The sequence below is a fragment of the Sinorhizobium sp. KGO-5 genome, from assembly GCF_036245905.1.
Lineage (GTDB): Bacteria > Pseudomonadota > Alphaproteobacteria > Rhizobiales > Rhizobiaceae > Sinorhizobium > Sinorhizobium meliloti_A.
Window position 1 is genome coordinate 232946 of record NZ_BDIZ01000005.1, and the last position, 25485, is coordinate 258430.

Below are 25485 nucleotides of genomic sequence, written 5' to 3' on the forward strand. Positions count from 1 at the left end.
ATGACGATGATACCTGGCCTCGACCCTAGGAAGATACTTGCGGCGACGCGGGAAATTACGATCGGCCCGGTTCCCACGGGCGCCGAGGCGCTCGTGCTCGCCGAACTTGCCCGGGCCGGGGCACCCGTCGCCTATATCCTCTCCGATGGCCAGAAGGTCGCCGACCTCGAACAGGTGCTCGGTTTCGTTGCTCCAGACATACCGGTCCTGACGCTGCCCGGTTGGGACTGTCTGCCTTACGACCGCGTCTCGCCGAGCGCCGACACCTCGGCGCGCCGGCTCGCCGCGCTGAGCGCGTTGATCGCCCACCGCAGGAAACCGCATCCGGCGATCGTGCTCGTCACCATCAATGCAGCGCTGCAGAGGATCTCACCGCAGGATGTGATCGAAAGTCTCGCCTTCACGGCACGGCCCGGCAACCAGATCCGCATGGACGACCTTGCCGCCCGGCTCGAGCGAAACGGCTTCGAGCGGGTCCCGACCGTGCGCGAGATGGGCGAATTCGCCGTACGGGGAGGCATCCTGGATGTCTATGTACCCGGCAGCGGCGAGCCTTTGCGCCTCGACTTCTTCGGCGACACGCTCGAGGCGATCCGGTCCTTCGACCCCGCAAGCCAGCGCACGATCGGGCAGGTCCGGTCCCTCGACCTCAATCCGATGAGCGAGGTGTCCCTGACGCCCGAGACGATCAGCCACTTCCGAAAGCAGTATCTTTCTCTCTTCGGGGCGGCGACGCGCGACGACGCGCTTTATCAGGCCGTGTCGGAGGGACGGCGCTATGCCGGCATGGAGCATTGGCTGCCGCTTTTCTACGATCGGCTCGAAACGGTCTTCGACTATCTCGACGGCTTTCGCATCGTCACCGACCACCTGGCGCGCGAGGCCGCGGCAGAGCGCTCGAAGCTCGTTCTCGACTATTACGACGCCCGCCTCGCTTCGGCGTCGCCGGGCAAGTCTCAGGTCACCCAGAGCACGCCCTACAAGCCCGTGCCGCCGGACATGCTCTATCTCACTGCGAAAGGCTTCGGCGATGCCCTGAATGATCGCAATGCGATCCGCCTTTCGCCCTTCACCGAACACGAGGGCGAAGCGCGCCAGGTCGTGAACATCGAAGCGCGTCAGGGCCTGCGTTGGGCCAAGCCGGCGGGCGAGGCCGATACCGATGGCACCCGCACCAACGTTTTCGATCAGGCCGTGAAGCATATCGCCGAGAAGCGTGCAAAAGGCGCCAAGGTCATCGTGTCCGGCTGGACCGAAGGCTCGCTGGACCGGCTGCTTCAGGTTCTGGCCGAGCATGGTCTCGCCAATATCCGTCCGGTCAAGGCGCTCGCGGATATCGGTTCGCTGAAGCCGGGCGAGGCCGCATCCGCGGTTCTAAGCCTCGAAGCGGGATTTGAGACGGGTGACCTCGTCGTCATCGGCGAGCAGGACATTCTCGGCGACCGTCTGGTTCGCCGCTCCAAGCGCCGCAAGCGAGGCGCGGATTTCATCGCGGAAGTGACCGGTCTCGACGAGGGCAGTTATGTCGTGCACGCCGAGCACGGCATCGGGCGCTTCGTCGGCCTCAGGACGATCGAGGCCGCCGGCGCGCCGCATGACTGCCTCGAGCTCGTTTATGCGGACGATGCCAAGCTTTTCCTCCCGGTGGAAAACATCGAGCTTCTGTCGCGCTATGGCTCGGAAGGAACCGATGCGGTCCTCGACAAGCTCGGCGGTGTCGCCTGGCAGGCGCGCAAGGCCAAGCTCAAAAGGCGGCTGCTCGATATGGCCGGCGGCCTCATCCGCATTGCTGCCGAAAGACATACGCGCCATGCGCCGGTCCTTGTGGCACAGGACGGGGTCTACGACGAATTCGCCGCCCGCTTCCCCTATGACGAGACCGAGGACCAATTGAACTCGATCGATGCCGTCCGCGACGATCTCGGCCGCGGCCGTCCCATGGACCGTCTCGTGTGCGGCGATGTCGGCTTCGGCAAGACGGAGGTGGCGCTGCGGGCCGCTTTCATCGCGGCGATGAACGGCGTGCAGGTCGCCGTGGTCGTGCCGACGACCCTGCTTGCGCGGCAGCACTTCAAGACCTTTTCCGATCGTTTCCGGGGCTTGCCGATCCGAATTCAGCAGGCCTCGCGGCTGGTCAGCGCGAAGGATCTGGCGCTCACGAAGAAAGAGGTCGCCGATGGCAAGACGGACATCGTGGTCGGCACGCACGCGCTGCTCGGCTCGTCGATCAAATTCGCCAATCTCGGCCTGCTCATCATCGATGAGGAGCAGCATTTCGGTGTCAAGCACAAGGAACGCCTGAAAGAGCTGAAGAGCGACGTGCACGTTCTCACGCTCTCGGCGACGCCCATTCCGCGGACGCTGCAGCTTGCCCTCACCGGAGTGCGCGAACTGTCGCTGATCACGACGCCGCCGGTCGACCGCATGGCGGTGCGCACCTTCATTTCGCCCTTCGATGCTTTGGTGATCCGTGAAACTTTGATGCGCGAGCACTACCGCGGCGGCCAGAGCTTCTATGTCTGTCCGCGGGTGAGCGATCTTCCGGAAATCCATGATTTCCTGAAATCCGACGTGCCGGAACTGAAAGTTGCCGTGGCACACGGGCAAATGCCGGCGACCGAGCTCGAAGACATCATGAACGCCTTCTACGAAGGGCGCTACGATGTGCTCCTCTCGACGACGATCGTTGAGTCTGGTCTCGACGTGCCGACCGCCAACACCCTGATCGTGCATCGTGCCGATATGTTCGGCCTTGCCCAGCTCTATCAGCTGCGCGGTCGGGTGGGGCGCTCCAAGGTCCGCGCCTTCGCGCTCTTCACGCTTCCCGTCAACAAGACGTTGACCGGGCCGGCGGAACGACGCCTGAAGGTCCTTCAATCGCTTGACACGCTCGGAGCCGGGTTCCAGCTCGCCAGCCACGACCTCGACATCCGCGGAGCGGGCAACCTGCTCGGCGAGGAACAGTCGGGTCACATCAAGGAGGTCGGCTTCGAGCTCTACCAGCAGATGCTCGAGGAGGCGGTTGCCGAACTCAAGGGCGAGGAGGAGATCCACGATACCGGCTGGTCGCCGCAGATATCGGTCGGAACCCCGGTGATGATCCCGGAAGAGTATGTGCCGGACCTCAATCTGCGGCTCGGCCTTTATCGGCGCCTGGGCGAGCTGACCGACCTCAAGGAGATCGACGGCTTCGGTGCGGAGCTGATCGACCGTTTCGGGCCGCTGCCGACGGAGGTACAGCACCTCCTGAAGATCGTCTACGTCAAGTCGCTCTGCCGCACGGCGAATGTCGAAAAGCTCGATGCCGGACCGAAGGGCGTCGTGGTCCAGTTCCGCAACAAGGAATTTCCCAATCCCGCGGCACTCGTGGGCTACATCGCGAAACAGGGAACAATCGCCAAGATCCGCCCGGACCAGAGCATCTTCTTCCAGCGCGACCTCGCAACACCGGAGAAACGCCTTTCCGGCGCCGCGATGGTGATGACGCAGCTTGCAGCGCTCGCGAGAGCCGGATGAGGAAAGGTGTGCGCGGTTGATCGCGACCACCAATTTCGTAAACCCGTTCCGGACGGCGACACCGTGCTGCGATCATTCGTCCGCGGCGGGCCAATTAAGCTCAGTGGGCCGGATGCTCGGCCTTCATCTGCGCAATCTCGCGCAAAGCGCTGGTCAGCACCTCGACCGACTGCGCCCCCATCACCGCATACTGCTGCTCGATGATGAAGCAGGGAACGCCGGTCACGCCGATTTCCCGGGCCATGCCGATTTCCTGCCTTACGGCGTCCTTATCGGCGTCTGAGGCGAGGAGAGCCGCGATAACCGGCCTTTCGAGGCCGGCCTGTTCGGCGATGTGGAGGAGGACGGCGTGGTCGCCGAGGTTGCGACCCTCTTCGAAATTCGCCTTGAACAGCAGGCTCACCACCTGGTCCTGCGCCGCTTCGCCGCCGGTCGCGGCCCAGCGGATCAGCCGGTGCGCATCGAGCGTATTCGGGCTGACCCTGACGGCATCGAAATCGAAGGCGATGCCGTCTTCCACACCGAGGCCTTCGAGCATCCGGTGCGCCTCGTCGACGGCCGCTTGACCGCCGAGCTTGGCCGCCAGGTGCTCTTTATGGTCGACGCCTTCCGGCGGCAGATCGGGATTGAGCTGGTAGGGACGCCACTGGATAGCGACGTTGATCTCGCCGGCGACATTGGCGATCGCCTGGTCGAGGCGATTCTTGCCGAGATAGCACCAGGGGCATACGACGTCCGAGACGATATCGATATTGACGGTTTCCATGGTGCCGGCCTTTCGCTTTACCAAAACTGCGACATAGGCCGGCTGGAAACATCTTTCAATGCATCAGCGAACGGTGCCTGCCTACTGAACACGCTCGTCCCACCAACTCGGCAACTGATAACCGTAAAGCGGTACCGTCGTCGGCCGGCCGATATGCTTCCACCGGGCAATCCATTGCGCATCGAGATGGTAAAGCGGAACAAGATAGGAATTGTTGACGAGGAGCCGGTCGTGCGCACGAACGGCGGCGGTGAAATCCTCGGGGTTGCGTGCCTGCAGGATGTTGTTGATCAGTTTATCAACGTCCTTGTCGGCGACGCCGGCGAAGTTGTCGCTGCCTTGCCTGTCCCGAGTTTGCGAACTCCAGCGATTGATCTGTTCGAGACCGGGGGAGAGCGACGAGGGGAAGGACTTGATGATGACGTCGTAATCGAAGGATTGGCTGCGCAGCTGATATTGTGAATCGTCGACGGTGCGAACCCTCGCTGCGATGCCGAGCGGCGCGAGAAACCGCTGATAAGCAAGCGCAACCTTCTCCTGGCCGGCATTCTGGCTCATGATCTCGAAAGCGAGCGGCGTACCCTTGGCGTCGACCATCTTGCCGTCCTTGATGGAGTAGCCCGCTTCGCGAAGAAGCGTCACCGCTTCCCGGAGCACATTGCGATCGCGACCCGAGCCGTCCGTCACGGGGAGCCGGTAGGTGCCGTCGAGGATCGCCGGATTGATGCGCTCCCTCACGTCTCCCATGAGGTCCAGTTCACGATTGTCAGCCGCCACCCCGAGGAAGGAAAGCGACGAATTCTGCCAATAACTCTGCGTACGCGTATAGGCGCCGTCGAAGAGATTCTTGTTGACCCACTCGAAGTCGAAAACGAGAGCGAGCCCCTGCCTGAGCTTGATGTTGTCGAACATCGGCCTGCGCGTATTGAAGACGAAGCCGAGCATGCCGGACGGTGTCTTCGGCTTGAACGTTTCCTTGATCACGCCGCCGCTGCGAACGGCGGGAAAATCGTAGGCGCGGGCCCATTTCGTTGCGCTGCCTTCGGCGTAGATGTCCACCACACCCTTCTTGAAGGCTTCGAACAGGGTGTTCTCCTGCAGGAAATATTCGACGGAGATCTCATCGTAATTGTCGAGGCCCACCTTCGAGGGCAGATCCTTGGCCCAATAGTCGGGGTTGCGGCGATAGACGATCCGTTCGCCGGGCCTGACTTCCGCGACCCGGTAGGGACCGGAGCCGAGCGGTGGCTCCAGGCTCGTCCGATCGAACGTCTCGACGTCGATCGCATGCTTCGGCAGCACGGGCGAAAGTCCCAGCAACAGCGGAATCTCGCGATCGGCCTCCTCGGTGAAGGTGAAGCGCACGCTTCGTTCCCCGACCTTCTCCATCTTCGCAACCTTGGAGAGGCGGTTGCTGAAGGGTGCGCGCCCTTTGTCGCGCAACAATTCGAAGGTGAAGATCACGTCTTCGGCGGTCACCGGCCGGCCGTCGGCCCAGCGCGCCTTGGGATTGAGGTTGAACTGGATGAAGGTGCGGTCATCGTCCCATTCGACGGTTTCGGCGAGCAGGCCGTACATCGTGAATGGCTCGTCCTGCGAGCGCTGCATGAGCGATTCGTAGACCAGGTTGCCAAAGCCCGGGTCCCACATGCCGCGCGCGGTCGTGCGCATGCTCTTCAAAATGAAGGGATTGAGGCTGTCGAACGTGCCGACGACCCCGTAGGCGACCTTCCCGCCCTTCTTCACCTGCGGGTTGACGTAAGGGAAGTGCTTGAAATCGGCAGGCAAGGCGGGTTCGCCATGCATGGCGATCGCATGCACGGGCGCGGCCAGAGCGCCATTGGCAAACATGCTGGCCGCCAGGAGCATCACCAGGCCGGAAACAACTGCGCGCAACTTCACCTCCCGTGGGGATTCAACAGGCCGATTCCGCGCAAGGTATCAATGCGGGAGCGCATTTCCAACCGGCGCCGGGTCGGGAAAAGAACAAAGCAGGCTCCTGCCACATCCCTCGCCGGTTCGAAAGGGCCGCTCAAAGCAAATGATTGCACAAAATCGCAACAAACACTGGATAAACCGCACGAGCCAATGTAACAGGTGGTTCCGGAATCGGGGCCATTCAAATGCCTCATTTGGCCAACAGGACAACGGCGGCTGACGATACTCACTCTGCGGAACTCTGTTCCGTGACCGGATTTCAGGAGACGGAATCACAATGATCTTCAAGTCGAACTTCACCACACGCGCGGGATTGGCAGCGCTGGCGCTTTCTTTCGCAGCAGCCGGTGCGCCGAACGTCGCATCCGCGCAGCAGGCGGGAGGCAAGCCGCCGCAGGGTTGGTTCAAGGTCTGCACCAAGCAGGAAGACAACGATGTCTGCATCGTCCAGAACCTGCTCACCGCCAATAACGGCCAGCTGGTGACGGCCGTCGGCCTCATTACCGTCTCCGGCAAGGTCAATCGCAAGGTCATGCAGGTTTCCGTACCGTCCGCGCGCATGATCCCGCCCGGCGTTCAAATGCAGATCGACGGCGGCAAGGGCGTCAAGCTCGACTACGCGATCTGCATGCCGGACAAGTGCGTTGCCGAAGCGCCGCTCTCCGACGCGCTTATCGCGCAGCTGAAGAAGGGCAACGAGGTCGTCTTCACCTCCGTCAACTTCCAGCGCGCTCCGAACCCCATCAAGATGACGCTCGAAGGCTTCACCGGCGTTTTCGACGGCGAACCGATCGAGCAGTCCCAGCTTGAAGAGCGTCAGCGCCTGCTGCAGGAAGAGATGCAGAAGAAGGCAGAAGACGCCCGCAAGAAGCTCGAAGAGGCGCAGAAGGCTGCCAAGCAGCAGTAATCGACAGCTTCGCTGAACAGGTAAAACGCCCGGGTCGGTTCACACCGAGCCGGGCGTTTTTTCGTACCTGCTTCCGCCGGCGAAGTTGCGGCGACTCTGCGTGGTTTCAGCCCGGCGCTGAGCGGATGCGGCAGCAACCCGCACGCACCTCTTCCTCATTCCGCTCTAATGCTGATAGGTGGCCTTCGGCTTGTAGTGTCCGGCGTCGGCCTTTTCGAACAGAGCGTCCACCTGGGGGTGCCGGATCGGCCTGTCGCTGTCATCGGAAACGAGGTTCTGTTCCGAAACATAGGCGACGTATTCGCTTTCGTCGTTCTCCGCAAACAGGTGATAGAAGGGCTGGTCCTTTTCGGGCCGGATCTCCTGCGGAATCGCATTCCACCATTCTTCGGTGTTCGCATATTCCGGGTCGACGTCGAAGACGACGCCGCGGAACGGGAACATCCGATGGCGAACCACCTGTCCGATCTCAAACTTGGCGTTTCTTTGTTTCATGACGCAACACATCCTTTCAGACAGTTATCTGGGTTGTCGCATATGGAACATCAAGAGGCCCGCGCCCCGGGCGCGAGGCTTCCATCGGCGTCGAACTGAAAAGGCGGGCTTCGGATGAAACCCGCCTTCCTCGTTTCATCTTGCATGGACAGAACCTGTGAGGGCCGTCCGCTCCGCCATCAGACGGAATAGTACATGTCGAACTCGACCGGATGCGGCGTCATTTCGAAGCGCATGACCTCCTGCATCTTCAGTTCGATGAAGGAGTCGATCTGGTCGTCGTCGAAAACGCCGCCGGCGGTCAGGAACTTGCGGTCCTTGTCGAGGCTCTCGAGCGCTTCGCGCAAGCTGCCGCAGACGGTCGGGATCTTCTTCAGTTCCTTCGGCGGCAGGTCGTAGAGGTCCTTGTCCATGGCCTTGCCGGGGTGAAGCTTGTTCTTGATGCCGTCGAGACCGGCCATCAGCATGGCGGCAAAGGCGAGGTAGGGGTTCGCCGTCGGATCGGGGAAGCGGACTTCGACGCGCTTCGCCTTCGGGTTGGTGCCGAAGGGGATGCGGCAGGAGGCCGAGCGGTTGCGGGCCGAATAGGCAAGCAGAACCGGTGCTTCATAACCCGGGACGAGGCGCTTGTAGGAGTTCGTCGACGGGTTGGTGAAGGCGTTCAGGGCCTTGGCATGCTTGATGATGCCACCGATGAAGTAGAGGCAGGATTCGGAAAGCCCGGCATATTCGTCGCCGGCAAAGGTAGGCTTGCCGTCCTTCCAGATCGACAGATGCACGTGCATGCCCGAGCCGTTGTCGCCGAAGATCGGCTTCGGCATGAAGGTCGCGGTCTTGCCATAGGCATTGGCGACCTGGTGCACGACATATTTGTAGATCTGCATCTTGTCGGCGTTGCGCACGAGGGCATCGAACTTGACGCCGAGCTCGTGCTGCGCCGCTGCCACTTCGTGGTGATGCTTTTCCACCGTCACGCCCATTTCGGACAGCACGGTCAGCATTTCGGAGCGCATGTCCTGGCTGCTGTCGACCGGCGGAACCGGGAAATAGCCGCCCTTGACGCGGGGGCGGTGACCGAGGTTGCCGGTCTCGTAGTCCGTGTCGTCGTTGGAGGGAAGTTCGGAGCTGTCGAGCTTGAACCCGGTGTTGTACGGATCGGCCTTGTACTTGACGTCGTCGAAGACGAAGAATTCCGCTTCCGGACCTACGAAGACGGTGTCGCCGATGCCGGAGGCCTTGAGGTAGGCTTCTGCCTTCTTGGCCGTGCCGCGCGGATCGCGGTTATAGGCTTCGCCCGAAACCGGATCGAGAATGTCGCAGAAGATGACCATGGTAGACTGGGCGAAGAACGGGTCCATATGCGCCGTTTCCGGATCGGGCATGAGCACCATGTCGGATTCGTTGATAGCTTTCCAGCCGCCGATCGAGGAACCGTCGAACATGACGCCGTCGGCGAACATGTCTTCGTCGACGCAGACGACATCCATCGTCACGTGCTGCAGCTTGCCTTTGGGGTCGGTAAAGCGCAGGTCTACGAATTTGACGTCGTTTTCCTTGATCTGCTTCAGAACTTCATTCGCAGTCGTCATTTGTTGCAATTCCCTGTGTGATGACGAGGATTGGAAAAACGGGGCCGGACGGCCCCCGGATCGGTGAGATCGCCGGACGCGATCAGATGGCGTCGAGACCGGTTTCGCCGGTGCGGATGCGGATCACTTCTTCCACATTGGATACGAAAATCTTGCCGTCGCCGATGCGGCCGGTTTGCGCGGCATTGCGAATGGCTTCGATCACGGCCTCCGCATTTTCATCCGCCAGCACCACTTCGACCTTCACCTTCGGCAGGAAGTCGACGACGTATTCTGCGCCGCGGTAGAGCTCCGTATGTCCCTTCTGCCGCCCGAAACCCTTGGCTTCCGTGACGGTGATCCCCTGCAGGCCGACCTCCTGAAGGGCTTCCTTCACTTCGTCGAGCTTGAAAGGCTTAATGATCGCTTCGATCTTTTTCATGAGAAAATGTCTCTCCGCTTCTCCCTTTAAAGCAGGTTCTGCCCGCTTGGCCTCACACTATGCACGTAGCGTGCCACTTTTGTAGCGGAATGACGCGCAGATTGCGAAATTTCCAGTGGTAATGCGATGGGTGCCGATGGGGCAGTGGCTTCTGCAACGGCATTCTGCCTATTTTTTATGAGGTTTTGAGTGTTCGACACCGGTGCGCGACGGATGATCGCTGCGTTTCGTGGTCGAAGCATGTTATTTGAGCACTTATAGTGTGCAATTGCATATTTTTTAGTCACGTCACTTTCCGTCAACGCTGCTCTTGTCTTGCGCTTTCGGTCGGGCTTAGATCGTTTCCATGCTTCACGCGCTTTCGAATATCCTCGTGACCCCGGCGGAAATGACAGAGGTCGACAAGGATGCCGCGCGCTCGGGGATCGACAGCTTCTCGCTCATGCGTTCGGCGGGAACGGCCGTATCGGCCGCCGCCTTGCGGCTTTACCCGGAAGCACTGCGCTTTGTCGTGCTTTGCGGCCCCGGCAATAACGGCGGCGATGGCTATGTCGCCGCAGCCGCGCTCGCCGAAACCGGCGCAAGCGTCGCCGTCTTCGCGCTCGGGGACGCGGCAATTCTGAAGGGCGACGCCGCGCAGGCGCGCGATGCCTGCGCGCTGGGGCCCGGACCCCTCGACGCCTACGAACCGCAATCGGGTGACGTCGTCATCGACGCACTTTTCGGGGCGGGGCTTGCGCGCGACGTGCCCGAGGAGGCGAGAACCATAATCGAGCAAGTGAATGCGAGCGGAGTACCGGTCCTCGCCGTGGACCTGCCATCCGGCATTGACGGGCGTACGGGCGAAATCCGGGGCTTGAGCTTCGTTGCGGCTCACACGGTGACGTTCATGGCGGCCAAGCCCGGCCATCTGCTGATGCCGGGCCGCGCCCGCTGCGGCACGCTTGAAATCTTCGATATCGGCATTCCTGCAAGGCTCGTTGCGGACAGAGCCGGCGATCTCACCGTCAACACGCCCGCGCTATGGGAGCGACACCTCGGCGCGCTGGATCCCGCGACCCACAAATACAAGCGCGGCCATCTCGCCGTGCTTTGCGGCGGACCGGTTTCGACCGGGGCCGCGCGGCTAACGGCCGCCGCGGGCCTGCGCGCCGGTGCGGGGCTGGTGACGCTTGCCTCTCCCACGGAAGCGCTTGCCGTCAACGCGTCGCACCTCACCGCCATCATGCTCAAGGAAATCAGCAACACTGCCGGCCTTGCCGACTGGCTCAAGGACAGACGCCTGAATGCCTTCGTTCTCGGACCCGGCTTCGGGATCGGTAACAAGGCCCGGGATTTCGTGCTCATGCTCTGCGGTCGCGCGCTGGTGCTCGATGCCGACGGGATAAGTTCGTTTCGAGAGGGCAGGGAGCAGCTTTTCGACAGGATCGCGGCAGAGGGCGGCGAGGTGGTGATGACGCCGCACGAAGGGGAGTTCGCCCGGCTCTTCCCGGATATCGCCGAGGATGCGGCGCTGTCCAAGATCGAGAAGGCGCAGGCCGCAGCAAGGCTCAGCCATGCCGTGATCGTCTATAAGGGTGCGGATACGGTCGTTGCCGCGCCGTCCGGCCGGGCCGCAGTCAATGTCAACGCGCCGCCCTGGCTCGCGACCGCAGGTTCGGGCGACGTGCTTGCGGGAATCATCGGCGCCCATCTGGCACAGGGAATGCCTGCCTTCGAGGCGGCAGCGGCCGCAGTCTGGCGCCATGGCGAGGCGGGCGTCGGGGCCGGCCGCGCGGCAACGGCCGAAAGCCTTGTCGAGTGCATAGCGCCGCTTGGAGAGAATGCTTAGAACGCCGAGCGTTCTGCACACTTCCAGGGAAAGCGTGTAACGGTTTTTCCGTCCGGAAGTGCGCACTTTCAAAGGGCTAAAGTGCTTCACTACGCCGATGAACAGTGGAACGATCTGCGCTAGCCGCGCGTGCCCTTGGCGATCGGTTCCTGGTAGGTGAAACCGAGGTCCCAGGGGAAGTAGATCCAGGTATCCTGGCTGACCTCGGTCACGAAAGTATCGACGAGGGGGCGACCTTTCGGCTTTGCGTAGACCGCGGCGAAATGCGCCTTCGGCAGCATCGCACGAACCTCGGCGGCAGTCTTGCCGGTATCGGTCAGATCGTCGACGATGAGAACGCCTTCGCCCCCATCCTTCGCGATCTCAGGTGAGATGCTCTTGAGCACCTTCATCTGACCCTGCGTGTCGTAGTCGTGATAGGAGGCGATACAGACCGTTTCGATCATCCGGATGTTGAGTTCCCGGCTGACGATAGCCGCCGGAACAAGGCCGCCGCGCGTGATGCAGACCATCGCGCGCCATTCCTGTCCGTTGTCGGCCAACCGCCAGGCCAGGGCGCGGGCGTCACGGTGGAACTGATCCCAGGATACAGGAAAGGCTTTCTCGGGAAGAGACATGGCGGACTCCGGCTCTTTTGCGCTGTCGGCGATAAGCGTTGCTGCAGTTCGACGGCCACGCCGCCGACACTTGTTCATGCCTGATGCAATAGCGGCAATGAAGCCGAAAGTGCAAGAGCCAGTGCGGCCGCGAGCACCGCGATCTGCAATGTTTTCGCGGCCGCGGAGTTCAGGGCTGGTTTTTCTCGCGCGAGCTGCCGATCGCCTCGATCATCGCGATCACCCCGGCTTCGGCGGCGCCAAGGACCGCGGCATCGCGGGCCCGGATCACGATATCCGTCGAGAAGCTCTTGCCGTCGAATTTCGGATAGGAGCCGATGCTCGTTTCGGGATGGTTCTTCTGCACCTCGGTCAGCGGCGCTCCGATGTCGCCCTCGCCATAGGGGGAGCGAACCGTACGGGACAGGACGGGCGTGCCGGCCTCGAGGCTCGGCAACAGCGCGTCAAGCATCGCCTGGAACACCTGGGGCACGCCGGCCATGACATAGACGTTCTCGATGGCGAAGCCGGGCGCGGTCGATACCGGATTGGGAATGTGGGTCGCGCCATCAGGCATGCGGGCCATCCGCTTGCGCGCTTCGGTGAACTCCATGCCGCGGCGCTCGTACATCGCGCCAAGCAGCTCCATTGCCTTCGGCTCGTGAATGCACTCGACCCCGAAGGCCTTCGAAATCGCATCGGCAGTGATGTCGTCATGGGTCGGACCGATGCCGCCGGAAGTAAACACGTGGCGGTAGCGGCTGCGCAACGCATTGACCGCCTCCACAATCGCGTCCTGGTCGTCGGCGACGATGCGCACCTCGCGCAGATCGATTCCGACCATCGTCAGCATATCGGCAAGGTGGCCGATGTTCTTGTCCTTGGTCCGGCCGGAGAGAAGCTCGTCGCCAATGGCGAGCATGGCGGCGGTGACGATCGTGGGGCTGGTCATTGGCGCTCCGGGCGTATTCGGATCGCGAACGCGATCTCGTCGGTGTTGAAAAAAGCTGAACAGTCTGTCGACCATCCCTGCACTGGCAGTGGTATGTGTTTTGATAAATCCTGCCGGCCGCGGCGATCAAGCGGAATTGCCGGACAACAAGGAGTATCGTTTTGGCTAGAGTACTGGTTCTTTACTATTCGGCCTATGGGCATATCGAGACGATGGCCTATGCGGTCGCGGAAGGTGCAAGATCGGCCGGCGCCGAAGTGGTCGTCAAGCGTGTTCCGGAACTCGTGGCGGAGGACGTGGCGAAGGCTTCGCATTTCAAGCTCGACCAGCCGGCACCGGTCGCGACCGTCGAGGAACTGGCGGATTACGATGCGATCATCTTCGGCGCGGGCACCCGCTACGGGACTGTCGCTTCGCAATTGCGCAACTTTATCGACCAGACCGGCGGCCTGTGGGCAAAAGGCAAGCTCGTCGGGAAGGTAGGCTCCGCGTTCACCTCGTCGGCGACCCAGCACGGCGGCCAGGAATCGACGATTCTCGGCCTCATCCCCACGATGATGCATCACGGCATGGTGGTCGTCGGACTTCCCTATGCCTTCCAGGGTCAGATGGGCATTGAGGAAGTCAAGGGCGGATCGCCCTATGGCGCCTCGACCATTACCGGCGGCGACGGTTCGCGGCAGCCGTCCGCGGTCGAACTCGAAGCGGCTCGCTTTCAGGGTGCGCATGTCGCGCGGATTGCAGCGAAGCTTGCAGACTGACGATCTTCAACGTTCGTGCGCGGCTCCCGATCGAGCCGCGCGCTTTTTTTAGCGGGCGATTCGCATCACAACTCGCCCATCGGCGGGGTCGCCGAACATCGGCCGAGAAGCATTCGCAAATGTGGCCCAATGGGGCAATTTTGTGTTAACATCGCAGCATTCGGCATCAGAAATGCCCGACGGCGACGTGCGCTTTTTAGGTAGCCACGGTCGCTACAGCACTTGAATGGCTGCGGCGCTTCTCAAACCGGCTCCGATTCAGGGAAGCATGCGGCAACAAGGAGGAGCATAAGGGGCCCGCGCGGCGCGGCCCGTCGAGGGCAGGGACTGTCCTTGAACATCCATGGGAGTGAAGGATGGTGCAGATCACATATTTCATCGTTCCACACGATGGAGGCTGGGCCTACAAGGCAGCCGATGCATATTCAGAGCCCTTTCCCAGTCGCGAGATGGCGCTAGCGGCCGCCAAAGCTGCAGCAGCCGAACAGCAGGTCGGTGGCGACGACGAGGAGATCAGCTTCCAGGATGAGAAGGGAAACTGGCATTTCGAGCATGCCGACGGCGGCGATCGACCGGAAGCGACCGTAGAGGATGGCTGACGATGTTGCGTTGGAGGGCAAGTGACGCGGGGCAGTTGTCCTTGGCTATGTGACCGGCACAGCCGGCGACTGAATGGAGAATTTCCATGCATTACAATGTTCAGATCTTTACCTGGACTGCACGCCTGGGCGTTCACCAGGTCGGATCGGTCATCGAAATAGACGCGCCGAACCCCAAGGCGGCGGCGATTTCGCTGTTGGGATTGCGGCTCGAGGAGACTGGCGAGTCGTCAAAGCTGGCAGTCAGGGTGTGGAAGGGAGAGGACGCCACGAGAGCCGACTGCGATTGTTTCTACTATCACTGAGCCGGTCATTGACCGGCTCCTCGCCGCACGGCCGGGATTTCTGTTCAGGCCAATCTCTTTTGTGCATTGGCCTGGCTGACGAAGGCTTGCCCGGCTCGCAGAAGAAGTCCCTCATCTGTCGTGCCGGCCTGATATTCCCGGATCAGCATCCTCCCGAACCGTCGAGCCTGCGCGCTCTCCCGGGGCCATCGATGTTCGCGACACAGAATGTCGAACACGCGCTGCAGCGTGTCCAGGTCTTCAGGAAGCAAGGCGATGCCGCCGAACGCTTGCAGTGAACGCACGCCCCACCCTCCTAGTCATCATCAGGGATGCCATTGAGCCCTGCATTATCTTGCCATTGACATGCCGCGATTGAACCCCTGGCGAATCAGGGTTGCAAAATTTCTTGGGCAGACGCCATCCGCGATCCTCGAACGGACCGGCCAGGCCATGAGGAACCTTCAGAAATGTCCGGGGTTGATCTGGTAAGACCGAAAGGAGCAAGCCCATGAGCGATCCCAAACATGACGATCTGACCGACCAGCCGATGCCGTCTCCCACATGGAAACCGGAACCGAAAGAATTGGATATGGAGCAACAGCCGCTCCCGGACCAGGGGGCAGAGTCCGGCACCGAGGAGGCAGACGAGCCGCCGGCCAGAAGTGGCCAGACCACAAAGAAAGAGAAACCGACCGAAGGCGCAGGATCGGACAATCCGATCCATCACACCGGCCGTGTTCCTCCAAAGGTGACCAAAGGCGAGCTTTGAGCACGTCGAGCGGCTGACGCAGCTGGGCTTGCCCGCGCGCTCCGGAAACGATCTAATCGCCTCGATTCACGAGGTCCGGTTCATCGGGATCGCTTCGCATCCCGCGTGACTATGCAACCGCGTTTCATGCATGTCGTTGTGCCTTACCTGGGCACCGTATGGGAGATTGTAGAGGGATCCATGTTCTACGCGATATTGGCCTATCACGAGGAAGAGGTGGTCGAATCCTGGACCAGCGAGGCAGATGCCAAGCTGATGGACGATCTGCTGCAGGTCAATGATCGCCTCGTCCGGGAGAAGCGATTGGGGCCGGCCGCACGGCTTGGCTCGACCAGGGAAGCCGTGACGCTGCGGGGCGAGGGTGCCGGCATGATCATCGACGGTCCCTTTGCCGAAACCAAGGAGCAGTTGCTCGGCCTCTACGTGGTCGATTGCCCGAACCTCGAAGCCGCCGTCGAGACGGCGCGCGAATTGCGCCGCGTCAATCCGACCGCCGTCTACGAGATTCGGCCGATTTCGCTCTATCTGCCCGGTGCCGCGCTCTCGGCCCCCGACGAGAGTCCGGCCTGATTTCGCGCGGCATGGTTGGTAGCCGTGGAAAGGGGCGGTTTTCGTCGACCTTCTGCTCACGCTGCGTGCCTCGACCGAAACGGCAAGCTACGCGACGCGCCGTCTGAGCCGTGCCGGTGCGGCGTATATGCGTTCGAAAGCAGAACTCAGGATTGAGCCAGGTCCCCAACCGCTCTCTTTGGTTCTATATCGTACCCCATATGTTCAACGCCGGGCTGCGATGGCAATCTCTACGGGTGTAATCGATGCAACCCGAAGGAGAGGCGTTCATGCCCGAAGTACCACACGAATCACTATCAACGAGCGATGAAGACCGGCGAGAGTTTCTGAAAAATTGCGGTCGTTTCGCCGTTGTGACACCTCCTGCAGTGACAATGTTGCTTTCCACCAGCCTGACATCAAACGCAATCGCCAAGTCCGGCGGCGGCGGTGGCGGCAAGGTTAAAGGCAACAACGGCTGGGGTAACGGCGCAGATCCAAGGAACCCCGGCAGCTCCCATGGCAAGGGCGTAGCTCGCGGCGGCCGGGGCGCTGGACAATCACAAGAAAGCTCGAAGACCGGCCGAGGTCGGTAAGCCAGTCCATTTGCGCTTCGCGATGAAATTGGTGTCGCTTCTTGCGCCGTGCGTCATTTCAGACGCACGGCGCTTTCGCATGATGTGAAATTCTGGCGTTGCTCAGCGATCTCGCTGGGATTGTTCGGAAAACGCCGTTCGCAAAACATTGCCTTGACTGAATCGACTAAGTATTTGATTTAGGCTGCGGGCGGACGTGGCGAAACTGGTAGACGCAAGGGATTTAAAATCCTCTCAAGCCTGCCGAAAGATGCAGCCGGATCATGCGCTTAGGTCTGTTCGCGCGAGAAAAAGCCTGATATAGGCCCGTTGCGCGTGGCTGACACGGGTCGTGAGCGCGTATAGAAGGGTGGATTGCAGCAGGCCGCTTGCCGAAATTGGTAGACGGAAGGCACTTAAAATGCCTCGGGCTTCGCCCGTGCGGGTTCGATTCCCGCAGCGGCCACCATTCTTGCCTCGCCGTTCACCCGCGAGACACTGACCATCGTCAGCATCTCGCGCCGCCTTTTGTAGCGAGGTGCTCACACGATCGCAGGCAAGCGCACTGGCGTATCAATGGCCGAGAGCCTGCGGTAGAGCACCTTAGCCCTATCGACCCTGCCGTTCTCTGCCTTCTCGGGCTTACGCCGAGCAGTCTCAGCCCATGGATCGGTATGCCCCTCAAACGCCAGAAATACGGCCGTTGCGGCAAGTTCAAGCTCGACGGCATCCGCCGACGCTGCCTCCGCTGCCAAACGGCGGCGAGCGGCATTAGTGCCCGGATCAGGCTGCTCATTAACGACGTAGGTCGAGTAAGTACCGCCCCAAGTGGTCTGCTGCTCAGTCTCGTTGAGAAGCCCCAACAGGTCAGCATCGCGGGCCGCGGCAGCTAGATCCTCGCTGTAAGGTCCGTAATGCTTGTAGGCAAAGGGTAATCCTTCCTCAAGGCCCGCAACACACAGCAGGTAGGCGGTCTTTTGGAGCTTTGTTCGCCCCACGATACGACCGCCAGCATCTCGCACCAATCTCGCAACTTTCATGGCGTTTACGTATGACATGTTCCAATCTCCCCTTTGATGATGCGCACCATGGCGTCCTGCGCCTCCGTGTCCGAGCGATCGGAATACGCACGGAACAGCTTGTACGCTTTCAATGCAGCAACAACGCTCGACCGCTCCTTGAGGTCGACAAGCGCGCCCCCCTCCGTCCGGATGTTGATGCGATCAAGCGGACCCTTCGATTCGTTAACGGACTTGTATGGCGAACGTTCATCATTATCGACCAGAATCCTTGGCCGATCCTTGAAGTTTCGCTCGGTCCACTCGATTAACTTCATCTCTATACTTGCGCAGCATCTGTCTATTTTCTCGATAACTTCATCTGTATTGCTACTTTTAGGATCGAAAACATGAGTTACTTGCATCCGGATGTCACAACACTTGTAGAGATTACGATCTCTGAGCCGAGCCGAGAACTCTGAAACTAAGGGGTCCGGCCTCGGACATCTGTGTCAACGCACCCCACACCACCGTATCGTCGAGTGTCAGAGCCACATCAATATCTACTGGACTTTGCGCGAAGCGTACGAGCGGATGATTTCTAGGCAGCCCCGTCGCCGCGAGATTTTCCTCACGAACGAGCGTCACTATCCTGACTAACAGCTCCGTGAAAATCTTTTCTGCTCCGCGGGTGGCCTTATGGAAGTAGACAGTCGGATACAGCTGAAATAAGCCGAGAATGAACGCCTCGGCGGCATGGATCGCTTTAGGGCCCAACACAAACGTCTCGATCGTTCCCAGTGGCGTATCGTCCACGCCGATGGCCACAGAGCCAATCTCAAGGTTGGCAATCAGCCATGGAAAGTCGATTGCGGCGTGTTGTGTGCCGGTCATCAGCCTATCCCGCCTCATGTAATCGAGACGATCAGCATCGAACTGGCTGGAGACAACCGCGTGCTGGACCGTCTTAACCCCGTCCTTTTTGATGATATCGGCGACATCGTCGGCAAATCCCCGGCCGAACTGTTCCTGGAAGACTTCGGCGACCTCGCCCTGTCGGATCAGCGTGTCGCTCATCGTCTCATGGTCGGCAAGCTTCAGCCCAAGCCGCTTCCCCACCTTTTCAAAGGCGTGACTGAATGGCCCGTGTCCAAGGTCATGGACTAGTGACGCCGCAAGTGCTTTCCATTCTTTACTGGACTGATCCTCAGACACATGGCGGTGGACCACCTCCATCAGTTGGCGGGCAGTATAAAAAACGCCTACGCTGTGCGCGAAACGAGAGTGACTAGCCCCCGGATAGACCAAATCGGAAAACCCCAACTGCTTGACACGGCGGAGCCTTTGAAACGGCCGGGTCTGCAAAACCTTCCAGAGCGTACGTTCCAGCTCAGAGGTGGAAAACTCTACGAGATCAAGCAGCGGGTCGCGAATGCGTTGATGCGCCATATCACCTGCCTAAGGATGTTCTTGTTATGTTCTAAATGCGCGTCCATAGCAAGTTTTTTCTGATTCTCGGTCAAAATAATAGTCGCCCAGCCGTTAGCACCATCGGGGCCCGAGTGAGCATTTCTCATTCGAGACCTGGCCTCGGACCCGGCACCGACTCGGGCGCAAAAGGTCTCAACAGGACTGGTCAGGAGGATAGTGTCGCGATTTCAATGGGTTGCGAAGCATGACAAGTAACATTATGTCGCATAATCTAGGTTGACTTAAAATCCCTCGCGAAACCGTACGGGTTCGATTACCGTCGTCCGCACCAGAACCGCCAGATTCTCCCACCAGCCAAGTGCTCCGCCTTTCGATTCCGGCATGCTACCGGCTGAGATCGGCAACTCTCAAGAGCCGGAGATCTCGAACGGCTGATCGACGCTTGCGCTCCTGCCGCTGTTGGTGTCGTTGAAGCGGTAGCGCAGCACATAATTCCCGGATGGCGCCCCGGCGACGTCGATCCTCAGCGTCGCATAGATTTCCTGGTTGCGCTGATAGCCCTTGAAGGTGAAGTCGCCGAACGCCTTCTGGCTGGCGAGCACCTCTCCCTTCGGGTTCAGGATGTCGAAGTCGACCGTGAAGCGTGTCTCGAGCTTGCCCTCGTCGCTTGCTTCCTTCCAGGTAAGTCCCACGGGCTCGACATAGGATATGAGCGTTTCGCCGGCTTCGAATACCGGGTCGGGCCGGGGCTCGTACATTGCAAAGCCCGCCGGTGCTTCTGTGACGAAGACCGCCTTGCCGATGGCGAAGGGAAGGGTCTGCGAAAAGTCGCCCACGGCCTTGCGCAAGGTTTCCTGCGCGCCGGCGGCATCGCCGGAGCTCGCCTGCTGTTCGGCCTTCGCCGCAGCGTCGGCAAGCGGACCCGCCTCTGCCTGCGTGTCGGCAAGCATGACGGTGGCGTTCGTGAGGGCCGCCAGCAGGAGCAGGTATTTCGGCATCGCGCTTTTCCAGAATGCCCGATCGCTCTGAGCTTTCGGTATTTGGCACCCCAAGTCAAGGCAAGGCTGAAGCGGGCGGCGGCCGTTACTGCTTCCAGAAGATCGGAGTGAGCACGACGAGGACGGTCAGGACCTCCAGACGCCCGAGCAGCATCATCAGCGACAGCAGATAGAGCTCGGGATCCTGGAGTGTCGAGAAATTGCCCGCAGGGCCGATAAGGCTGCCGAGGCCGGGGCCGACATTGGAGAGGCACGTGATCACGGCCGACACGGCCGTGACGAGATCATAGCCGAGGGCGCCCATGACCAGGCTGCCGAAGACCCAGAGCAGGATATAGGTGATGAAGAACAGCAGGATGGCGCGCTGCACGTCCGCGTCGACCGTATTCTTCCCGTACCGGACCGCATAAATCGCATTCGGGTAGACGAGCTTGTTCAGGGCAGACCGAATGGCGTTGAAGAGCACGACGAACCTATAGGCCTTCATGCCGCCCGCCGTCGAGCCCGAACAACCGCCGATGAAGGTGCATATGAACGCGACCATCACCGCGAACGGTCCCCAAAGGCTGTAGTCTTCGCTCGCATAGCCCGTGGTCGACAGTATCGACGTGATATTGAAGAAGGCATAGGTAAGCGCCAGGTGGAACTCGACACCGTTGGCGAGCCGGTGATAGGCGGCAACCGCAACCGAGAATGCCGTGAGATAGCCCAGAAATACGATGATCTGAGGATCGCGGAGGGCGTCCAGCCGTCCGCGCACGACGAGCACGATCAGGATGGAGAAGGGCAGGCTGCAGAGCGTCATGAAGAACGTGCTGACCCAGAGCAGGGGAATGCTGGAAAAGTAGCCGAATGACGCATCGTGAGTCGAAAAGCCGCCTGTCGCGACGGTCGTCATCGCGTGGTTGATCGCGTCGAACCTGTTCATCCCGAGCATGGCGTAGCTGATCGCGCACAGCAGAGTTATCGATACGTACACGACGAGGAAGGCGCGGCCGAAGCTTGCGAGCCGGGCAAAGGGTTTGTCGCTGGTGTCGGAGGATTCCATCTTGAAGAAGGACATGCCGCCGACACGCAGATAGGGAATGATGAACAGGCCGAGAACGACGATGCCTATGCCGCCGAACCAGCTCAGGAGCGACCGCCAGAGCAGGAGGCCGGGCGGCGCGTCATCGAGCCCGACGATTACGGTCGAGCCGGTCGTCGTTACCGCCGACACGGACTCGAACAGGGCCTGGGCGAAATCCAGATTCACCGAGGAAAGCCAGAGTGGAATGGCGCCGACGATCGAAAACACGATCCACAGGATGTTCACCACCAGGAAGCCGAATTTCTTCGAGAAGGGCGGAGGACCTGCGCGTGTCGCCATGAACGTCGTCGACGAGATTGCGCCCGTCATGAAGGCCGTCACGGCGAAGACCTGCCAGTCCGCGTGGCCGTAATAGAGATCGACCAGAGCCGGAATCAGCATCGCGCCGGAGAGATAGAGCCCCAGGATCGCCGCGAGATGGACAGCATGCCGGATCAGATTCGCGTTCAAGCTCTTGATTTCCTGCAAGCGGTTTGTCGGTGGGCCGGCGATCGCCCGAAGCGGGCGCGATAGTGCCGTGCGTGACTGATTCGTGTCAAATCGATGGTCTCCGGCGCGGCAATGTGCAATAGCGACTGCAATCGGCAAACTCAACGGGTGAAGTCACGTGATGAAGCAGGATGTTGAAAAAGCGGCAGCGGCAATGCGCGAAATCTTTCCGCCGACGCCGCTTCAGCTCAACGAGCACCTGAGCGCGCGCTATGGGGCGACCGTCTTCCTGAAGCGCGAGGACCTTTCGCCGGTGCGCTCCTACAAGATCCGCGGCGCCTTCAATTTCTTCCGCAAGTCGCTCGGCTCCGGAGCGGCCGGGAAGACCTTCGTTTGCGCGTCCGCAGGCAATCACGCTCAGGGCTTTGCCTTCGTCTGCCGTCACTTCGGCGTTCCCGGCGTCGTCTTCATGCCCGTGACGACGCCCCAGCAGAAGATCGACAAGACGCGAATGTTCGGGGCCGAATTCATCACGATCCGCCTCGTCGGCGATATATTCGATCAATGCTACAAGGCGGCGCGCGAGCATGTGGAAGCGATCGGCGGCGTCATGGTGCCGCCCTTCGACCATGAGGATATCATCGAAGGCCAGGCCACGGTTGCAGCGGAGATAGCCGAACAATTGCCTGCCGGCCTCGTCGCCGATCTCGTCGTCCTGCCCGTCGGCGGGGGCGGCCTGGCCGCGGGCGTGACCGGCTATTTGGGCGACAGCCTCTCGGCCGATCGCTTTCTGTTCTGTGAACCGGAGGGGGCGCCGAGCTTCAGGCGCAGCCTGGAACTCGGCAGCGTCGTTACGCTCGACCAGGTGGACAATTTCGTCGACGGCGCGGCAGTCGCACGGATCGGCGACCTGAACTTTGCTGCGCTCCGGAGATTTTCGCCGGAGCAGGTGTTGCTGCTGCCGGAGAATGCGATCTGCCTGACGATCACCGAAATGCTGAATGTCGAGGGCGTGGTTCTCGAACCCGCCGGCGCGCTTTCAGTCACCGCACTGGAAGCGCTTGGCCGCGACAGTCTCGAAGGCAAGATCGTCGTAGCGGTCGTTTCCGGAGGCAATTTCGACTTCGAGCGTCTGCCGGACGTGAAGGAGCGGGCCATGCGCCATGCGGGGCTCAAGAAATACTTTATCCTGCGGATGGCGCAGCGCCCGGGCGCGCTTCGGGATTTCCTCGGTCTCCTAGGCGAGGAGGACGACATCGCCCGGTTCGAATATCTGAAAAAATCGGCCCGAAACTTCGGCTCCGTGCTTATCGGTATCGAGACGAAGCACGCCGAGAATTTTCCGGTCCTCAAACAGCGTTTCGATGCAGCGGGACTGCGCTACCAGGATATCACCGAGAACGAGATGCTGGCCAACTTCGTCATTTGAGAAGGCGGCACGTGACCGGCGCCGGTTCACCAATTTTCGCTTTGACAGGGCCGGCGAGCACAGCTAACTGTGAGACATGGCATCGTTTTTCTCGAAATTATTCGGTCGCTCCGGCGGCTCTGAAACGCAGGCGCAGCCTGCGGCAGGCAAGTCCGAGAACTATGCGGATTGCGTAATCCGCGCGACGCCTCAGCGGGAGGGGTCGCAGTACCGGCTTGCCGGCAGTATCGAAAAGTCGATGCCTGACGGTGCAACGAAAGTCCGCAGCTTCATCCGGGCAGATCTCTTCACCTCCGAGCAGGACGCCATCGACTCGGCGTTGCGCAAGGGACGGCAGATCATCGACGAGCAGCGCGCGGCCCTTTTTGCCGACGACGCTCAGTCCCGGCCAGTCTGACGTCCGGTACCTGTGACGAGCACAGGGACCAGGCAATCAAACAAGCCGAGCCGGATGCGGAAAAGCATGTTCGGCTCTCCGCCCGCATCGGGAGTCAAAGCTTGATCCTGAACCGGGCGAAACCGTCGCTGCCGTCGCCTGCATCCTCGATCTTCACCGCCTTGACCTCCGCCAGGAATCGACGCGCCTTCGGGCCGCTATCGAACAGCACGCTCGTGTCCTTCTGCGGCGCGAATGTCCAGTTGGCGTCCGCGGAGGGGTTGATCGTTCCCTGCTCGACGATGTAGCGCACGATGACGTCACGGTTGGTGTCGGGCGCGACGAAGACGACCTTGTCGCCGGCGATGCCCGGAAAATTGCCGCCGCCGCCGGCACGGTAGTTGTTGGTCGCTACGACAAATCTCTGCTTGGGATCTATCGGCTTGCCATCGAATTTCAGGTCGCGGATTCGGCTGGCCGCCGGGTTCGCCACGTTGCCGTCCTTGTCGTATTTCGCGGGCTGCGAGAGGTCGATCTGGTAGGTGACCCCGTCGATCACGTCGAAATTATAGGAAGGGAAGTCGCCATTGATCAGGCTTGCATCGGCTGATCCCGGCGCAATCCGGTTGAAGATGCCGGCGGACATTTCGAGCCAGTTGCGCACCTCGTCGCCGGTGATGACGACCGCCTGCACCGTATTCGGATAGAGGTAGAGGTCGGCAACGTTCTTGATGGCGATGTCGCCCGCTGGAACGTCCGTATAGTACACGGCGCCGCCGCGCCCGCCGGCCTTGAACGGCGCCGCGGCGGAGAGGACCGGCAGGTCGCGGTGCTCGGTGTCCTTGAGCATGTCGCGGATATACCAGGTCTGGGCCTGGCTCACGATCTGCACCGACGGATCGTCCGCGACGAGCGCGAAATAGGAGTAGAGCGGGGCCGACGTTTTGCCGACGGGGGTGCGGACATAGGCGAGCGTCGCTTCGTGGTCCTTCTGCGCGGCTGCCAGCACTTCCGGCTTGTCGCCGACCTCGGCGATCACCTTCTTTTCTTCCCGGCGAAAGATGGGCCGCGCCTCGCTTGTCGAACCGATCACACGCCACTCACCCCCGTCGCGTTCGAGCAGGAGATCGATGAGGCCGAGATGCGATCCCCAGAAGCCGCCCATGACGCCGGGCTTTCCGGAAATCAACCCTTTGGCATTGTCGACGCCCGGAGTTCCGTCGAACTTGGGCCCCGGAAAATCGAGGTGGCTGTGGCCGGTGACGATGGCGTCGATACCCTCGATTGCCGCCAGGGGTACGGACGCGTTTTCGAGATTTTCGGCATAGGCCTGCTGCCCTATGCCGGAATGGGACAGAGCGATGACGATGTCGGCACCTTCCTCGCGCATTTGCGGCACCCAGGCTTGCGCGGTCTTGACGATGTCGCGCGCATTCGCCTTGCCTTCCAGGTTCTTGGCGTCCCAGGTCATGATCTGCGGCGGCACGAACCCGATGAGGCCGATGCGGATCGGGTGTTCCTCACCGGCCCCGTCCTTCACTTTCCGGTCGAGGATCACGTAGGGCTTCAGGAAGAGCTTGTCCTGGCGCGGGGCGGCGGCCATGGCGCCATTGATCAGATTGGCGCAGACGATCGGAAAGTTCGCGCCGTTGATCACATTGAACATGAAGTCCAGGCCGTAATTGAACTCGTGATTGCCCAGCGTGCCGCAGTCGTAGCCGAGTACGTTCATCGCGGCGATGACCGGATGCATGTCGCCTTCCTTCATGCCGCGCTTGTAGGCGATGTAATCGCCCATCGGATTGCCCTGAAGAAAATCGCCATTGTCGACGAGGATCGCGTTCGTCGCCTCGGCGCGGATGGCGTCGACGATCGAAGCGGTGCGCGCCAGGCCGAGCGTGTCGTTCGGCTTGTCGGCATAGTAATCGTAGGGAAAGACATGGACGTGCAGGTCCGTGGTTTCCATGATCCTGAGATGCGCCTGGTTCGCAGCCGCGCGGGTCGCGAAGGGATGCAGCACGACACATGCCGACGTGGCGGCAAGACCGCCGAGCAGGGTCCGGCGCGAAATGGGATGCAAAACGGTCATCGATGATCTCCCCTCGAAAGCGCGTTCAGATAAGCGCAACTATGGCGGAATGGCCCGGCTACGCAAAGCGGCTGATTTTTGCAGACGGGGTTAC

The 25485-nt window shown here is 61.0% G+C and carries 25 protein-coding genes and 1 tRNA gene; 12 read left to right on the forward strand and 14 right to left on the reverse strand.

The window, feature by feature from the left end; genetic code table 11:
• Positions 1 to 3516 (forward strand): transcription-repair coupling factor, encoded by a 3516-nt coding sequence (gene mfd / locus BHD07_RS21690; protein WP_338283043.1) that lies wholly within the window; start codon positions 1 to 3, stop codon positions 3514 to 3516.
• Between the two features lie 100 nt (positions 3517 to 3616).
• Here mfd and BHD07_RS21695 read toward each other — a convergent pair whose 3' ends face one another.
• Together BHD07_RS21695 and BHD07_RS21700 are read right to left on the reverse strand one after the other, a co-directional pair.
• Positions 3617 to 4282, reverse strand: coding sequence for a DsbA family oxidoreductase (locus tag BHD07_RS21695; protein ID WP_100674225.1), 666 nt, complete (start codon positions 4280 to 4282; stop codon positions 3617 to 3619).
• Positions 4283 to 4363: 81 nt separating this feature from the next.
• Positions 4364 to 6178 (reverse strand): extracellular solute-binding protein, encoded by a 1815-nt coding sequence (locus tag BHD07_RS21700; RefSeq protein WP_338283044.1) that lies wholly within the window; start codon positions 6176 to 6178, stop codon positions 4364 to 4366.
• A gap of 319 nt (positions 6179 to 6497) precedes the next feature.
• On the opposite strand from BHD07_RS21700, the gene BHD07_RS21705 reads away from it, so the two are divergent.
• Positions 6498 to 7127 carry an invasion associated locus B family protein gene (locus BHD07_RS21705; protein WP_100674227.1) on the forward strand — a complete coding sequence of 210 codons (630 nt, stop codon included), beginning with the start codon at positions 6498 to 6500 and terminating at the stop codon, positions 7125 to 7127.
• 165 nt (positions 7128 to 7292) lie between these two features.
• On the opposite strand, the gene hspQ is transcribed toward BHD07_RS21705, so the two are convergent.
• From hspQ to BHD07_RS21720, 3 genes are all read right to left on the reverse strand, one after another.
• Positions 7293 to 7622, reverse strand: coding sequence for a heat shock protein HspQ (gene hspQ, locus BHD07_RS21710; protein ID WP_003528052.1), 330 nt, complete (start codon positions 7620 to 7622; stop codon positions 7293 to 7295).
• 179 nt (positions 7623 to 7801) lie between these two features.
• A complete protein-coding gene (gene glnA / locus BHD07_RS21715; RefSeq protein ID WP_003528053.1) occupies positions 7802 to 9211 on the reverse strand; it encodes a type I glutamate--ammonia ligase in 1410 nt (469 codons plus the stop codon).
• Between the two features lie 82 nt (positions 9212 to 9293).
• Positions 9294 to 9632: a P-II family nitrogen regulator gene (locus BHD07_RS21720; protein ID WP_003528058.1), complete on the reverse strand. Its 339-nt coding sequence runs from the start codon at positions 9630 to 9632 to the stop codon at positions 9294 to 9296.
• 346 nt (positions 9633 to 9978) lie between these two features.
• Between BHD07_RS21720 and BHD07_RS21725 the strand changes: the two genes are divergently transcribed.
• The gene (locus tag BHD07_RS21725) at positions 9979 to 11463 is read left to right on the forward strand and encodes an NAD(P)H-hydrate dehydratase (protein WP_100674229.1); all 1485 of its coding nucleotides are present in this window, start codon (positions 9979 to 9981) and stop codon (positions 11461 to 11463) included.
• A gap of 119 nt (positions 11464 to 11582) precedes the next feature.
• Here BHD07_RS21725 and gpt read toward each other — a convergent pair whose 3' ends face one another.
• Together gpt and BHD07_RS21735 are read right to left on the reverse strand one after the other, a co-directional pair.
• Positions 11583 to 12080: a xanthine phosphoribosyltransferase gene (gpt, locus tag BHD07_RS21730; RefSeq protein ID WP_015007526.1), complete on the reverse strand. Its 498-nt coding sequence runs from the start codon at positions 12078 to 12080 to the stop codon at positions 11583 to 11585.
• A gap of 169 nt (positions 12081 to 12249) precedes the next feature.
• Entirely contained in the window at positions 12250 to 13011 is a 762-nt protein-coding gene (locus BHD07_RS21735) for a competence/damage-inducible protein A (RefSeq protein WP_018094962.1), read from the reverse strand.
• A 161-nt stretch (positions 13012 to 13172) separates the two neighbouring features.
• Between BHD07_RS21735 and wrbA the strand changes: the two genes are divergently transcribed.
• The 3 genes from wrbA to BHD07_RS21750 all read left to right on the forward strand — a co-directional run bounded on the left by wrbA (position 13173) and on the right by BHD07_RS21750 (position 14676).
• Positions 13173 to 13772, forward strand: coding sequence for an NAD(P)H:quinone oxidoreductase type IV (gene wrbA / locus BHD07_RS21740; protein ID WP_338283045.1), 600 nt, complete (start codon positions 13173 to 13175; stop codon positions 13770 to 13772).
• Positions 13773 to 14128: 356 nt separating this feature from the next.
• Positions 14129 to 14371, forward strand: coding sequence for a DUF2188 domain-containing protein (locus BHD07_RS21745; RefSeq protein ID WP_003528075.1), 243 nt, complete (start codon positions 14129 to 14131; stop codon positions 14369 to 14371).
• Between the two features lie 86 nt (positions 14372 to 14457).
• Positions 14458 to 14676 (forward strand): hypothetical protein, encoded by a 219-nt coding sequence (locus tag BHD07_RS21750; RefSeq protein ID WP_018094960.1) that lies wholly within the window; start codon positions 14458 to 14460, stop codon positions 14674 to 14676.
• Between the two features lie 44 nt (positions 14677 to 14720).
• Here the strand turns inward: BHD07_RS21750 and BHD07_RS21755 are convergent, their stop codons facing one another.
• Entirely contained in the window at positions 14721 to 14960 is a 240-nt protein-coding gene (locus BHD07_RS21755) for a hypothetical protein (RefSeq protein ID WP_338283046.1), read from the reverse strand.
• A 206-nt stretch (positions 14961 to 15166) separates the two neighbouring features.
• On the opposite strand from BHD07_RS21755, the gene BHD07_RS21760 reads away from it, so the two are divergent.
• The 4 genes from BHD07_RS21760 (at position 15167) to BHD07_RS21775 (ending at position 17020) form a co-directional block, all read left to right on the forward strand.
• Positions 15167 to 15427, forward strand: a complete 261-nt coding sequence (locus tag BHD07_RS21760; protein ID WP_275600037.1) for a hypothetical protein — start codon at positions 15167 to 15169, stop codon at positions 15425 to 15427.
• 180 nt (positions 15428 to 15607) lie between these two features.
• Positions 15608 to 15997: a YciI family protein gene (locus BHD07_RS21765; RefSeq protein ID WP_338283047.1), complete on the forward strand. Its 390-nt coding sequence runs from the start codon at positions 15608 to 15610 to the stop codon at positions 15995 to 15997.
• A gap of 269 nt (positions 15998 to 16266) precedes the next feature.
• Positions 16267 to 16572 carry a hypothetical protein gene (locus tag BHD07_RS21770; protein WP_338283048.1) on the forward strand — a complete coding sequence of 102 codons (306 nt, stop codon included), beginning with the start codon at positions 16267 to 16269 and terminating at the stop codon, positions 16570 to 16572.
• Between the two features lie 362 nt (positions 16573 to 16934).
• Positions 16935 to 17020 (forward strand) — tRNA-Leu (locus BHD07_RS21775).
• Between the two features lie 73 nt (positions 17021 to 17093).
• Here the strand turns inward: BHD07_RS21775 and BHD07_RS21780 are convergent.
• The 5 genes from BHD07_RS21780 to BHD07_RS21800 all read right to left on the reverse strand — a co-directional run bounded on the left by BHD07_RS21780 (position 17094) and on the right by BHD07_RS21800 (position 21518).
• Positions 17094 to 17609: a hypothetical protein gene (locus BHD07_RS21780; RefSeq protein WP_324763403.1), complete on the reverse strand. Its 516-nt coding sequence runs from the start codon at positions 17607 to 17609 to the stop codon at positions 17094 to 17096.
• Entirely contained in the window at positions 17597 to 17887 is a 291-nt protein-coding gene (locus BHD07_RS21785; protein WP_338283049.1) for a hypothetical protein, read from the reverse strand. Before BHD07_RS21785 ends, BHD07_RS21780 begins: the two co-directional genes overlap by 13 nt.
• A gap of 112 nt (positions 17888 to 17999) precedes the next feature.
• Positions 18000 to 18998: an HD domain-containing protein gene (locus BHD07_RS21790; protein WP_338283050.1), complete on the reverse strand. Its 999-nt coding sequence runs from the start codon at positions 18996 to 18998 to the stop codon at positions 18000 to 18002.
• 389 nt (positions 18999 to 19387) lie between these two features.
• Positions 19388 to 19978, reverse strand: a complete 591-nt coding sequence (locus tag BHD07_RS21795; RefSeq protein ID WP_100674249.1) for a hypothetical protein — start codon at positions 19976 to 19978, stop codon at positions 19388 to 19390.
• 85 nt (positions 19979 to 20063) lie between these two features.
• Positions 20064 to 21518, reverse strand: coding sequence for a TrkH family potassium uptake protein (locus BHD07_RS21800; RefSeq protein ID WP_100674319.1), 1455 nt, complete (start codon positions 21516 to 21518; stop codon positions 20064 to 20066).
• Positions 21519 to 21678: 160 nt separating this feature from the next.
• On the opposite strand from BHD07_RS21800, the gene ilvA reads away from it, so the two are divergent.
• Positions 21679 to 22926, forward strand: coding sequence for a threonine ammonia-lyase (gene ilvA, locus BHD07_RS21805; protein ID WP_100674250.1), 1248 nt, complete (start codon positions 21679 to 21681; stop codon positions 22924 to 22926).
• Positions 22927 to 23002: 76 nt separating this feature from the next.
• Positions 23003 to 23323, forward strand: a complete 321-nt coding sequence (locus tag BHD07_RS21810; protein ID WP_100674251.1) for an HlyU family transcriptional regulator — start codon at positions 23003 to 23005, stop codon at positions 23321 to 23323.
• A gap of 94 nt (positions 23324 to 23417) precedes the next feature.
• Here the strand turns inward: BHD07_RS21810 and BHD07_RS21815 are convergent, their stop codons facing one another.
• Entirely contained in the window at positions 23418 to 25391 is a 1974-nt protein-coding gene (locus BHD07_RS21815) for a bifunctional 2',3'-cyclic-nucleotide 2'-phosphodiesterase/3'-nucleotidase (protein ID WP_338283051.1), read from the reverse strand.
• Positions 25392 to 25485: the final 94 nt, after the last annotated feature.

Excerpts from the sequence above, each read along its gene's own strand:
- mfd (WP_338283043.1), top strand. The coding sequence starts at position 1 with ATGACGATGATACCTGGCCTCGACCCTAGGAAGATACTTGCGGCGACG.
- BHD07_RS21695 (WP_100674225.1), bottom strand. The coding sequence starts at position 4,282 with ATGGAAACCGTCAATATCGATATCGTCTCGGACGTCGTATGCCCCTGG.
- BHD07_RS21705 (WP_100674227.1), top strand. The coding sequence starts at position 6,498 with ATGATCTTCAAGTCGAACTTCACCACACGCGCGGGATTGGCAGCGCTG.
- hspQ (WP_003528052.1), bottom strand. The coding sequence starts at position 7,622 with ATGAAACAAAGAAACGCCAAGTTTGAGATCGGACAGGTGGTTCGCCAT.
- glnA (WP_003528053.1), bottom strand. The coding sequence starts at position 9,211 with ATGACGACTGCGAATGAAGTTCTGAAGCAGATCAAGGAAAACGACGTC.
- BHD07_RS21720 (WP_003528058.1), bottom strand. The coding sequence starts at position 9,632 with ATGAAAAAGATCGAAGCGATCATTAAGCCTTTCAAGCTCGACGAAGTG.
- BHD07_RS21725 (WP_100674229.1), top strand. The coding sequence starts at position 9,979 with ATGCTTCACGCGCTTTCGAATATCCTCGTGACCCCGGCGGAAATGACA.
- gpt (WP_015007526.1), bottom strand. The coding sequence starts at position 12,080 with ATGTCTCTTCCCGAGAAAGCCTTTCCTGTATCCTGGGATCAGTTCCAC.
- BHD07_RS21735 (WP_018094962.1), bottom strand. The coding sequence starts at position 13,011 with ATGACCAGCCCCACGATCGTCACCGCCGCCATGCTCGCCATTGGCGAC.
- BHD07_RS21745 (WP_003528075.1), top strand. The coding sequence starts at position 14,129 with ATGGTGCAGATCACATATTTCATCGTTCCACACGATGGAGGCTGGGCC.
- BHD07_RS21750 (WP_018094960.1), top strand. The coding sequence starts at position 14,458 with ATGCATTACAATGTTCAGATCTTTACCTGGACTGCACGCCTGGGCGTT.
- BHD07_RS21760 (WP_275600037.1), top strand. The coding sequence starts at position 15,167 with ATGAGCGATCCCAAACATGACGATCTGACCGACCAGCCGATGCCGTCT.
- BHD07_RS21765 (WP_338283047.1), top strand. The coding sequence starts at position 15,608 with ATGTTCTACGCGATATTGGCCTATCACGAGGAAGAGGTGGTCGAATCC.
- BHD07_RS21770 (WP_338283048.1), top strand. The coding sequence starts at position 16,267 with ATGCCCGAAGTACCACACGAATCACTATCAACGAGCGATGAAGACCGG.
- BHD07_RS21780 (WP_324763403.1), bottom strand. The coding sequence starts at position 17,609 with ATGTCATACGTAAACGCCATGAAAGTTGCGAGATTGGTGCGAGATGCT.
- BHD07_RS21785 (WP_338283049.1), bottom strand. The coding sequence starts at position 17,887 with ATGAAGTTAATCGAGTGGACCGAGCGAAACTTCAAGGATCGGCCAAGG.
- BHD07_RS21790 (WP_338283050.1), bottom strand. The coding sequence starts at position 18,998 with ATGGCGCATCAACGCATTCGCGACCCGCTGCTTGATCTCGTAGAGTTT.
- BHD07_RS21795 (WP_100674249.1), bottom strand. The coding sequence starts at position 19,978 with ATGCCGAAATACCTGCTCCTGCTGGCGGCCCTCACGAACGCCACCGTC.
- ilvA (WP_100674250.1), top strand. The coding sequence starts at position 21,679 with ATGAAGCAGGATGTTGAAAAAGCGGCAGCGGCAATGCGCGAAATCTTT.
- BHD07_RS21810 (WP_100674251.1), top strand. The coding sequence starts at position 23,003 with ATGGCATCGTTTTTCTCGAAATTATTCGGTCGCTCCGGCGGCTCTGAA.
- BHD07_RS21815 (WP_338283051.1), bottom strand. The coding sequence starts at position 25,391 with ATGACCGTTTTGCATCCCATTTCGCGCCGGACCCTGCTCGGCGGTCTT.